Genomic DNA, 12,031 nt, shown 5'->3' on the forward strand with positions numbered 1-12,031 from the left:
TTTATCTTCATTGAGTATAACAAGTTTTACTGAATCATTGGCTTAAAATTTATAATAATTCGCATTACCGTTCCTTATCCCCCCTTGCAGCAATGCGAAAGAATTAGTTCTGGAAATAGAGACGATCGTACGGCTGTTTATCCTTTAATGGATCCTATCAATACCCCTTTGGCGAAGTGCTTTTGCAGAAACGGATACACAAGCAGGATCGGAATCGTGCCGACAACGATAACAGCCATTTTGATCGTTTGCTCCGGCGGCTGAACGAAGGTTGGATCCAGCTGACTCATATCTCCGATGTTGCCTTGGGAGAGCATAACGAGCTGTCTCAGCATGACCTGAAGCGGCCATTTATCCGGGTCGTTGATATACAAGAGTGCGGTAATGAAGTTGTTCCAATGACCTACCGCGTAGAAAAGGCCGAAGGTGGCAAGCACCGGCTTGGACAACGGAAGAACGATGCGCCATAGAACGCCGAGCTCGGTACAGCCGTCGATTCTCGCAGCCTCCTCAAGTCCTGGAGGCATCTCCTGGAAAAAGTTTTTCACGACAATCAGGTTGAATGCGCTGATGGCTCCCGGCAGCAATAGCGCCCAGTAGGAATCAAGCAATCCAAGGTTTTTCACGACCAGGTAGGTCGGAATCAGTCCGCCGGAGAACAGCATGGAGAACAGCACCAGGTTCAATATGGTATTGCGCCCCATCAAGTCTTTCCTGGCCAAAGCGTAAGCCATCGTCACGGTAAAAATAAGGTTTACCGCGGTCCCCATCACCGTAACATAGATCGAAACCAGAATGCTTCGGAACAAGGTATCGGAAGAGAAAATGAATTGGTATCCGGAAAGCGAGAACGTCTTGGGAATAAGGAAGAACGCTCTTTCGGTCAGCTCCGACTCCGTAGCGAAGGAGCCTGCAATGACATAAAGGAAAGGCAATATCGTCAAGATCCCGAGGATCCCGAGAAACGTATAGTTAAGCCCGTCGAACACATTATCCAGTAAGCTTCTGTGATGTCTCCCCATCGTATCGAACCTCCATTATTAATAAATCCCTGATTGACCAAATCGCTTGGCCAGATAGTTGCTGGTGAATACGAGGATGACACCGACAATCGACTTGAACAAACCGACCGCCGTACTATAGCTGAATGCCCCCTGCGTAATCCCCATCATATAGACATACGTATCGAATACGTCGGCAACGTCCCTGTTCAGTGCGTTCGTCATCAGATAGATTTGCTCGAAACCGTTTTCCAGAACATCACCGACTTTAAGAATCAACAAAATAATGATGGTGCTGCGAATCGAAGGCAGCGTAATGTGCCACATTTGACGCCAGCGGCTAGCCCCGTCTACGATGGCGGCTTCATACTGTTCTGTATCGACTCCGGCTAATGCTGCAAGGAAAATAATCGTTCCCCAGCCGCATTCCTTCCACATGGTTTGCAATATGATAAGCGGACGGAACCAGTCCGGACTGGACAGAAAATCAATCTTATGACCAATTACCTGCTCCAGTATACTGTTAACGATGCCGCCTTCCGTCGTCAGAAAGACATAAGAGAGACTGGCCACGATAACCATGGAGATAAAATGCGGTACATAAATGAGCGTTTGAATGGTCCGTTTGTAAAATTCTTTGCGAACCTCATTTAGCATCAGCGCAATAATAATAGGCGCCGGGAAGAAAAATACCAGATTATATAAAGAAATCAGCAGCGTATTTCTCAGCAGACGGCCAAAATCCGGATTTTGAAAGAAGTCGCGGAAATGATCGAGACCGACCCATTCACTGTTCATAAAGCCTGTGAAAGGCTGATAGTTTTTGAATGCGAGCATTACGCCCCACATTGGAACGTATTTAAAGATGAGGAAGTACAAAATACCCGGCAATAGAAGAAGATACATCCATTTATCCCGTTTCAGCCGTTTTAAAAATAGGTCCTTGGTACTTTGTTTTTTTCGTACCTTCACTTGGAGGCTGTCAGTCGTTGTTGTGTGCCCCATAGTTTCACTCCTTATTGAATTCAAATTCACAGTGTTTCTCCGACAGGTTTCGACCTTTAACGATTCTTTGAGACTCGTTTCGTCATTCGGTTAAGTCATAGTCACATTGTGTTGGATGGGGCATTTGTTTGCAATTAGACATTCTTGATTTGCCCGGGTTTTGCCGGTTGGACATCTTTTGCAAACCTACTCTTTTCTTGTTAACAACGAAAAAACCCGCTCCACGAGCGGGTTTTCCGGTTTATGCTTGGCGGCTCATTTCCCGATATTGACTCGGGGTGACCCCTTCATATTTTTTGAAAATACGGTTGAAATAGCTATGCTGATACCCGACTTTTTCTGATACCTCGTTAATCTTCAGCTCCGAATTGCGCAGCATCTCCTTCGCTTTCTCCATGCGAAGATCCGTCAAATAGTCAATGAAGTTTTTGCCTGACACCTGCTTGAACGTCCGGCTCATCACGAAGGCATTCGTACCGCAGTGCTCCGCGCAGCTATCGAGTGAGATATCGTTCATGTAGTTCGCCTGAATATACAGCATCGCCTGCTCAATCATTTTCTTAAGCTGGAAATCCGCCCGGTTCTCCATCGCCTCGATGAACGGGGCAATGACCTTATTCATGAACCAGGCTTCGATTTGCTCCGGCTCCCTCAGCGCGGAGAGCTGCTCGAACAAGTTGGCGGATTTGAACAGCTGGTTCGGATTCAGACCCGATTGCATGATAGCATGCTCGAGGGAACCAAGTAGATTCATCATCCCCTGCTGCACATCCATCTCCTTAACTCCGTCTGCGGCTACCGCATTCATGAAGGCATGAACATGCTGCCTCGCCTCGTCCGCTTGTCCCATCCGCATCGCCTGAATAATCTCTCTCTCCAAGGAAAAAGGATACTGGAACGGCTGATGCTCCTCCAGCTTGCTAAGAGCCTCCAGGTCAATGATCTGATTCTCCTTGCTGAAATTGCGGTAGCTTAAAGCAAGCTTCGCCTCCTCGAATAAGAACGGGATTTCTCTCAGCTGCTCCGTAGCTTTCCCCAAGGTAATAGTAACCTGCATCTTAAGAATTTGATTGATGGTCTTCATTAATGTTTCGCTCAGCTGGTACAGCTCGTTCTTGAATGGCTGCCCTTCCGGAATATTCAGCAATAGACCGACAGTTAAGTTATGAAAATTTATGACATGGCAATGCTCGAACCGTTCATTGGCCAGCTCTTCAATCATATTGGCTGCGGCAAAGGTGATAAGCCCTTCATCTCCATGGGAAAACCTGCCGCCCGTATCCAGCTCCGTCATTCCTACCAGCTGCAGATACAGCACGATATATTGGCGGTGTTCGGTATTCCAGCCATAATGATTCATCCGGTCCCTGAGATCGCTCTCCGAATACGCCGACAAATAACCTTGAATCAGCTGCAGCACGAAGCCCTCCTTCATCTGCGGCATCTGCTTCTCCAGCTTGGTCTGCAGCTCCAAACTTTCCCGGTTCAGGTGCTGCCAATGCTTCTCTATCAGCTCAAATTCGTTCCCCTGCGTTTGATTCCCATTGCCCAGCAAACCTACCAGCTGATTTAACGGGGAATATATTTTACGGGATGCGAGCCACGATAATACGGCGGCAAGGAGCAGTCCAGCACAGCTGATAAGAACGATCACCTGCGACAGGAACACGATCGGCTTCTTAATCGCACTGGTCGGCGCTATGGACACATAGATCCACTTTTCCCCGATTCTTTCCAGTACCCCGGCAGAAACCGAATACGTATTTTTATCCCATTTGAACAGGAACGAGGTCTGATCCGCGTTACGGCTTAAAACTTCCTTTTTGACCCCCTCAATTAGAGAAGAGGCTTGGCTGTTCCCCTCGGTTGAGATAAGTACATTGCCATCCTCCTGCATCATAAACGCTTCCCCTTCATCATAAGGAGCAACCGTTTTCAAGAGCGAGACGACATTATCGCGGTCCAGGCGTGCCACCATAAGTCCGAAGGGCTCTGATGTGCCTCCGGGAATTTTGTGGACTAGGGCCAGATCATATCCGGTCTGGTATTTGTTCAGTGTAGGCAAGGTTGTCCAATATACATTCGGCCCCTTCCCGCTGGCCTGCTTGAACTGCTTCCACTCATCCGAATTCGGATCGATGACACTAATCTCAGGGTTAAAATGGACCGGCAGCAGCCCGTCTATATACAAATCCAGCCGTTTGGCGAGAGGCATGGCCCCTTGCATCAATACTAAGGTCTTGGATATATCTCTCGATAATGAAAATTGACGATAAAAATCGGTATCCTTCAGCGAGTAATCGAATTTGGTATCTAAAGCGCCATGAGACATGGATAGCTCCATATTCTCGAACTGCCCGTCAATATTTTCCGCTCTCTTGATAATTTGATTTTTGTGCAGCTGAAGCAGCTCATTCTCTATCCGTCCTCCGACAAACCAGTAAATCAACGCTCCGGTTATTAATCCGGGAATACTGGCAATGATCAGAATCAAGACGAGCATCTTCCGATAATGTGTTCCTTTTCCTCCATAAAAGCTGGAGCCCCAGTGACTCAAGCGCTTCTTCATTGTAACGAGCAATCCAATTCACCACCAAGAAGTATTAATAGTTAGTCACTTTTCGAAAGGAAGTACTCCCGATATTAAACATTATATTACTACCATACCTTTATTTGTTTTTGTTTTCAACCGTTTTATTTTGAAATTTTATAATATAATTGGTTATTTATTTGGAATTTCTCGGAAAACTATGAAGCCGAAGACAACCTCATAAAACCGGGTCGACCAGCTTGAATTCGCTTGCCCTTTAGGCTGCTCCTTCCGGGCTCCGTTTGCCGGATGGATTGGAATGCGACACAGAGGCTGCATCACCAAATAAAATAGACCGTGACCTGTCTCACCATCGGGGACAAGATACGGTCCAACGCCATTCCTTAATCTAAAATAAGGATTTGTTCCCTTAATCTCACTCTCATGATGTGGATTTTATTATAACCCGGTAATCATATCAGCACAATGTAGTATCCTGCCATTTTTAATATCCCCGGAAATCTCTCCATACCATTGAGGCGGCAATACGGGGACTGAAATTAGGAGCTTGGGAAATTTCCAGGGCAGCCGCGAAAATAAAAAAACCTGCAACTACATGCAGGTTGGTGATGCGGAAGTTTCCATATCTGATCGTTGGCTCGTCAAATTGAAGATATGGGGCTGGGGTATCTATTTTCCCCTCTTATAATCTTTTGGTTATGAGTTAACAGGCAGTAACGTATGACTCGGATAATCAAAATATTTGCCTTCGAGCAGGCCTATTAAGGAATTGGTGACCTTGACCTCGACCCGGTTAGCGCCTTTGCGCAGCAGCTTCGAAGGGCCTGTCCACCGATAAGGCGACCAAGGGCGGACTCCGACGGATTGACCGTTGACGATTACTTCTACACTATCATGCAGGTTCGAATCCCAGCCTATAAAGCTTAGCTCGAACGAATCCGCTTCGGGCAGGCTTGGCAGATCAATCATTCTGGCAAAGGTAAAGGTCCCTGCATAGTATGGATAGCCTCGGTAAGGCCCGGCAGACAATGGCATAGACAGATGCGATTTCGCACTCAGCACAGGCCGATGCTGCCCGTCGAAATGGACGAGAAACGATCCGTTCAGGTAGAGGGCATCGACAACCCCATCCCAATCATGGGCAATCCGGACATCCACCGACAGCTCATTAACTCCCTCGGCCAAAAAGGCCGTTACATCATAGGCAACGTTGGAATGGTCATACAGGAAATATGGCTCCATCCTTTCAGGCTGAATCACATGCCCGTTAATTCGGATAACCCCTTGCCCCGATATCGCACCGCTATCCATGACAAGCCGGACGCTTTCCAGCGGCTCTTCAACGACGAATTGCGATGTATAACTAACGTGAAGCGGATAAGCCATGCTTAGCTTCATCGGCGTTCCGAACAGCTGCCGCATCGATACCGGGAACGGAAGCTGATCCGTAAGGTCCGCGCATTGATCGATAAAGGTTTTGACCGGTACGGTTACCCCACCGGAGGCTCCGTCGGATTGCGTCTTCACGCCAGGGCTGCTTTCCCCCGAATGCAGAATCATCCGGAAGGTATCGAAGCGAACCGAGTTAGGCTGCTCCGCCTGCATCTCCCACGAAGCCGTTGCACCGATCTGCCATACCCACGGCTGTGCTTGGCTCTCACGGCTTCCCTCCGCTTCGGACATCCGGGCTTGTTCAACCAGAGTAACCCTCAGCAAGTGGGATTCAAATGGAGCCAGTGCAATAGGCAACTGCCAAGCCGCTTCCGAACGGTTCCCTTGCAAGCAGCTCACGCTTCCATGGTCCAGCGAGAGCTCCTCGAAGTGAACAACTTCCGATCCCGAGGCCGGGCTATCGGCCAAGCTAAAGTAGCTATCCGCTATACTCAGCGTAACCTCACGGACGGCTTGCTCTTGGTTGCTGATGAACACCAATGCCGTGCGATCATCCAAATGTCTGGTTTGCAGCAACAGACTTAATTCACCACAGCCAGGCAGCAGCCGGACGGTTTGAGGCTGAAGTTTTTCCAAAAGCTTGTCCAATTTATCAAGAATGACGGAGGCTTCCGCCCCGGCATGGAAAGGCAAATAGTAGGCGTTCCCGGCTCCTGATGACCATGGATGATCTCCGGCAACAGACGTTTCCTCATGCCCGGTCCAGAAGCGGCCTTTCTCCGATTGCGTTAAGCCGAAAGCGGCCAGAAGCTCTTCTTCATTCCACTGCTTCGGCTCGATAGCCTCGTATGGCAGCTGTCCGAGACTGATGACCTTACCGCCTTGATGAAGAAAGTCTTGAATTTTCTTCCAGGCAGCACTTTCGAGATTTGTCATAGGAGGCAGGATCAGCAGCGTATACCGGGCTCTTCCTATCGAAAGAACTCCCTCCTGAATATTGGCCTCCGCCAAAAGCTCCGCGTCCAGATGATCGAAATCTCTGCCGCTAAGCGTCAATTGGTTGCATATCCGAACCCACCACTGCTTCAAGCTGTTTAGCCTTTCCTTCTCCTGCGTCTCACGGCCGCCATATCCGAACCCGTGAAACGGGTTCCCCATATGCGTCCACAGGGAGGTTGTCGGCTGCAGCACGGCTATCGAGATATCCGCGTCTCCGCAGCTCATCGCATAGCTGATTCTTCCCGTATAATCCCCCAACTGACGAAAATGCTCCCAATACGGATTTTGCAAAAATTGGGATGGAGGGGCATCATGCTTGGTCAGGCCGTCCAGCGTATAAAAGAAGGCATGAAAATTAAAAAAGTTCGTGCCCATCGCAGCCATACGGTCTATCATCCATCTTGCATCCTGCAGCGTCATAGACCAGCCTACGCTGTGGAAGCATTCGATCAGGTTGCGCTCCCGGCCCAACTGACGCGCAAGCGAGCTGACCATCTTGGGATTGCTTCGCATATTGTCCGCATACTGGTTCAAAATCCATTCTAATGACCGGCCCAGCTTCTCGTGCGCCGAATCGCCGCCTGGCACATGACTGTACAGCTGGGTCGTCATTCGTACCGAAGGCACCTCGGCAACATATTGAAGTCCGTGCCGTTCACACCAATCATGCACTTGCTTGTGATAGGACTCTCTTAGGAGCAAATGAACCGTTTGATAGTAGTCATACCGTATCCGGGCCGCATCCTCCGCATCCGAATACAGCAGCGCGTGCAGATGCTCCCGCAGATCGTAGCCGTTCCGCTGCAGAAATTCGTCCGCTAACCGCGGAGACCAAGGAATACTTCCTAAGAGACCGATCTCGTCGGTAAACATTCCTTTTATCGTCTTGCCGAAATAGTCCCCGAGATGCTGTGCGTACTTATCGTGCGTCAGCCTAATAAACGCGGCCATAGCTTCCCGGTTGCAGGGATCGACGAAGGTTCCGTAATATTTGAAGTCTTCAATTTCCTGTTCCTGAACGATGATGACTTCCCATGCTTCTTCCAGGTTCGGGCCCGATGGAGCGGTCCAATCCATCTTTTGCACCGTACGGTATGTAAAGAACCGCTTCTGATTATAGGCAGTCAAGCCCGCCTTCTGAAATATCGGGTCAGCTTGATAGTTGCCGATGCTTGAACGGACATCGATGGCCTGATCCCAATTCAGCTTGCCTGATGCCGATACGGGTACCGCCTTGGCGAACAAAATTTTGGCCCAAGGCAGCTCGAGCGTCACATGCTGGCCGGCGGAGACACGTTCCGATTGATGTGCCAGCGTATAGTGCTTCGCGTCAGGATGCTCCAATATGACTTCTCCCCCGGCTATTCCGCTCGGATAGGGGTATTCGTCATATAACCAGACCTCCATCCCGTTCTTGTCGGCCTCTTCTACGGCAACGCGAACCTTGCCGAACCAGGCATCGGATAAGTAAGGGATTTGCAAACCTTGCCTTGCGCATATAAAAAAACCGCCGACGCCTTTATCCGCCATTTCACGGATTTGATGACGGATTTCCTCGTCTAACATATCACCGTTCCAGAACCAAAAAGGTTGAATGCGGAACGCTGACGGCGGTTGCTCAAATCGTTTCAGATCCAACATGAGAATCCCTCCAGTCTCGTAATCCCTTTTCCATAGATAACCTTATAGGATAAGGTTCTAGAACACAATTACACATTTTTGCTTATTCTATGAAAAATACTTGCACTATTTTGTAGTCATGAGACTTCCTTGCCAAAAATGCTGCGGCCAATCCTTGTCACTTCGTAAACCGCATTGCTTTCTATCAGCGGACTGGAGAAGGTATGGGGCTTCTTCGCTGAGGCGAGTTTTTTTCATTAGATGTGTAACCTTTTCCAGCTATCATCCGTCTTAATAGACAGAAAGAAAAAAATAATAGCTTCTGTAGTAAAATTGTAAAACTTTTTTAATGTTATTTTAATAATCGTAATATATCCTATTTACATATCCAATATTAGGTTGGTGATTATCGATGAAACTATTTATAACTGTCCAAAACAAAACCGTACCTGTGTACACCGATGAGAAAACAAATAAAAAGTTTAACTTATTGAAATCCGCTTTGGAATCCAAGGTAACCAAAGGAAGAAAAGCGATAAAAAAATGTCTCGACTCCCTTATTAGTATCGAAATCGTTGGCTGTGAAGCTATTCTTCATTCCCTCAACGAGCGGGACTCGCTGGCATTGTCTCTCTATTAAGAGATTGGCGTACAGAAGCTTTATTGATCTATTCATCCATATTGCCTCTGTTATGAAGGGCCTGTAAGGGGCCCTTTCTTTCTGCTTCCCCCTACTCTACCCCGCTCTTCACTTGTTCCCCTTTTCTCTTATCGTATACAATAGAATAATCTATTTGCTGTTTGTCTAAGGAAGAAGTGAATCTATGAATCGGTTACCTATTGAATCCATATTACCTAAACTACAAGAAACGCTCCGTTCCGGTCCTAACGCAGTGCTGGTAGCCGCGCCGGGCGCAGGGAAAACAACCCGGATTCCGCTTGCTCTGTTGGACGAGCCTTGGCTTGCCGATCGCCGCATACTGATGCTCGAGCCCCGCAGGCTCGCAGCCAAATCAGCGGCAAGGTACATGGCCGCCAAACTCGGGGACAAGGTCGGCGGCACCGTAGGTTACCGGGTACGGCTCGATAGCCAGGTTAGCTCCGAAACCCGTATCGAGGTTGTAACGGAAGGCGTGCTAACCCGCATGCTTCAAGCCGACCCTGCATTGGAGGATGTCGGCATCGTTATTTTCGATGAATTTCATGAGCGCAGTCTGCACGCCGATACCGGTCTCGCCCTGTGCCTTCAATCGCAATCGCTGCTGCGCGACGATTTGCGAATATTGGTCATGTCCGCGACATTGAATGCAGAGCCCGTCGCCAAGCTGTTGAATGATGCGCCGATTCTCGTCAGTGAAGGTCGCAGCTTCCCCGTGGAGACACGGTTCTGGAGCCGCAGCACGGAGGGGAGGATCGAACCGTCGGTCGTCCGCTGCATTCTAAGTGCATTGGAGCATGATCCCGGCGATCTGCTCGTCTTCCTCCCGGGGGAGGGTGAGATACGGCGCGTAGAAGCTTTGCTCCGCGAGCAAGTCTCGGCAGCCCGCCAAGCGGTGAGGATTGCTCCGCTCTACGGAAGCTTGCCGCAGGAAGCCCAGGATGCGGCGATTTCGCCGTCCCGGCCTGATGAACGCAAGGTTGTTCTGGCCACCTCGATTGCGGAATCGAGCTTGACGGTGGAAGGCGTGCGCATCGTTATCGATGCTGGCCTTATGCGTGTTCCCCGTTTCTCCCCGCGCACCGGAATGACGCGCCTGGAGACAATCCCCGTCTCACGCGCTTCCGCAGATCAGCGCAGGGGACGTGCGGGGAGAACCGCACCGGGCCTATGCTACCGGCTGTGGACGGAGCAGGACGATCGCAATCTCAAGGAGCATAACGCACCTGAGATTGCCGAGGCGGACCTCACGCCGCTCGCTCTGGAGCTGGCGCAATGGGGCGTAGCCGATCCGGCCGAGCTCAGCTGGCTGGACCTGCCCCCTTCCGCCGCGTTCTCGCATGCCCGCGCTCTGCTCCAAGGCCTGGGCGCGCTCGATGCGAAGGGAGGCATTACGGAGCATGGCAAAGCCATGGCGGAGCTGGGCCTTCACCCGCGCCTCGCTCATATGCTGCTCAAAGCCATTCCTATGCGGCTAGGCGTACTCGCCTGCGAGCTGGCTGCGCTGCTGAACGAGCGCGACATCCTGAGAAATGAAGGCGGAGCCGGAAAAAATGCCGACATGAGGCTGCGTGTAGAGGCGCTTCGCAAAGCAGCCTCCGTGGAGAGAACCATGGAACCCTACCACGAAGGGTTCCGAATCGATCTCGCGGCGTCTAAGCGGGCGATCGCGGAAGCAAATCAATGGAAACGGATGCTGAAGCTGCCGCAAACCGCATCACAAGGTGACATCGAGGCATGCGGCCTACTGCTGGCGCTGGCTTACCCGGACCGGATCGGCCATCGCAGACCGAATGGCCGCTACTTGCTGCAAAATGGGCGCGGGGCTGCATTTCAAGATATGCAGCCTTTGGCTTCCTCTCTCTATCTGGTCGCGGCTGAGCTGGACGATCAAGGGTTAGAGAGCCGGATCCATCTGGCGGCCCCGCTGGAGCTAAGCGATATGGAGCAATATCTGAGTGAGATGATCGAACAGGAATCCACCGTAAGCTGGGATTCCTCCACCCTGGCCGTACGTGCGCGTAAGCGGCTTCGTATCGGGGCGCTTGTCCTCAAGGAAGCTCCAATTCCTCAGCCTGATCCCGATGCCATGCTCACGGCCTTGCTCGAAGGCATCCTCCAGGAAGGCTTGTCCCTGCTTACATGGACCAAGGCTGCGAGGCAGCTGCAGCAGCGAATGTGCTTCATGCACTCGGTAGATCCTGCATGGCCCGATGCTTCGGATGAAGCCTTGCTGTCAAAGCTTGATGAATGGCTGGGGCCGCACCTGTACGGACTGAAGAACCGGGGTGACCTGGAACGGCTCCATTTGGCCGATATACTGGAATCGTGGCTTACCTGGGAGCAGAGACGGGAGCTGGATACTTATGCTCCGACTCATATGGTCGTCCCTAGCGGTTCACGAATTCCAATAGACTACACCGATCCGGCAGCTCCATTGCTCGCAGTCAGACTTCAGGAAATGTTCGGGCTGACGGAGACGCCCTGCATAGGACGGGGCCAGGTTCCGCTTACTCTGCACCTGCTGTCTCCCGCCCATAGACCCGTGCAAGTAACAAGGGATTTGGCCAGCTTCTGGTCCGGCGCCTATTTCGAAGTCAAGAAGGATTTGAAAGGGCGTTACCCCAAGCATTATTGGCCTGATAATCCCCTCGAGGCTATGCCTACGAATCGAACCCGTCCGCGCGGTTAATCCGAGGATATGCTAAAAAAACCGGTATGCGAAATGAACGTATGGTATTATCCCCTTCAAGTAGACACTCAAAAAAACCTTCATGTTATCATGGAGGTTCAAGTGCCACTTGG

At 50.4% G+C, this 12,031-nt stretch carries 6 protein-coding genes; 2 read left to right on the top strand and 4 right to left on the bottom strand.

Translation table 11 applies throughout. From position 1 onward, the window contains the following. Window positions 1-137: 137 nt before the first annotated feature. From ABEA66_RS10290 to ABEA66_RS10305, 4 genes are all read right to left on the bottom strand, one after another. Complete coding sequence (locus ABEA66_RS10290; protein ID WP_345587478.1) at window positions 138-1,022, bottom strand: carbohydrate ABC transporter permease; 885 nt, start codon at window positions 1,020-1,022, stop codon at window positions 138-140. A gap of 18 nt (window positions 1,023-1,040) precedes the next feature. Next, a complete protein-coding gene (locus ABEA66_RS10295; protein WP_345587479.1) occupies window positions 1,041-2,006 on the bottom strand; it encodes an ABC transporter permease in 966 nt (321 codons plus the stop codon). Between the two features lie 241 nt (window positions 2,007-2,247). Beyond that, the gene (locus ABEA66_RS10300; RefSeq protein ID WP_345587480.1) at window positions 2,248-4,575 is read right to left on the bottom strand and encodes a helix-turn-helix domain-containing protein; all 2,328 of its coding nucleotides are present in this window, start codon (window positions 4,573-4,575) and stop codon (window positions 2,248-2,250) included. Window positions 4,576-5,253: 678 nt separating this feature from the next. Beyond that, complete coding sequence (locus ABEA66_RS10305) at window positions 5,254-8,589, bottom strand: glycosyl hydrolase (protein WP_345587481.1); 3,336 nt, start codon at window positions 8,587-8,589, stop codon at window positions 5,254-5,256. Between the two features lie 391 nt (window positions 8,590-8,980). Here ABEA66_RS10305 and ABEA66_RS10310 point away from each other — a divergent pair, with 391 nt between their 5' ends. After that, window positions 8,981-9,208 (top strand): 3-dehydroquinate dehydratase, encoded by a 228-nt coding sequence (locus tag ABEA66_RS10310; protein WP_079912907.1) that lies wholly within the window; start codon window positions 8,981-8,983, stop codon window positions 9,206-9,208. A gap of 184 nt (window positions 9,209-9,392) precedes the next feature. Beyond that, window positions 9,393-11,918, top strand: coding sequence for an ATP-dependent helicase HrpB (gene hrpB, locus ABEA66_RS10315; RefSeq protein WP_345587482.1), 2,526 nt, complete (start codon window positions 9,393-9,395; stop codon window positions 11,916-11,918). Window positions 11,919-12,031 lie beyond the last annotated feature (113 nt).

The organism is Paenibacillus vulneris (assembly GCF_039543185.1).
GTDB lineage: Bacteria > Bacillota > Bacilli > Paenibacillales > NBRC-103111 > Paenibacillus_S > Paenibacillus_S vulneris.

Excerpts from the sequence above, each read along its gene's own strand:
- ABEA66_RS10295 (WP_345587479.1), bottom strand. The coding sequence starts at position 2,006 with ATGGGGCACACAACAACGACTGACAGCCTCCAAGTGAAGGTACGAAAA.
- ABEA66_RS10300 (WP_345587480.1), bottom strand. The coding sequence starts at position 4,575 with ATGAAGAAGCGCTTGAGTCACTGGGGCTCCAGCTTTTATGGAGGAAAA.
- ABEA66_RS10310 (WP_079912907.1), top strand. The coding sequence starts at position 8,981 with ATGAAACTATTTATAACTGTCCAAAACAAAACCGTACCTGTGTACACC.
- ABEA66_RS10305 (WP_345587481.1), bottom strand. The coding sequence starts at position 8,589 with ATGTTGGATCTGAAACGATTTGAGCAACCGCCGTCAGCGTTCCGCATT.
- hrpB (WP_345587482.1), top strand. The coding sequence starts at position 9,393 with ATGAATCGGTTACCTATTGAATCCATATTACCTAAACTACAAGAAACG.
- ABEA66_RS10290 (WP_345587478.1), bottom strand. The coding sequence starts at position 1,022 with ATGGGGAGACATCACAGAAGCTTACTGGATAATGTGTTCGACGGGCTT.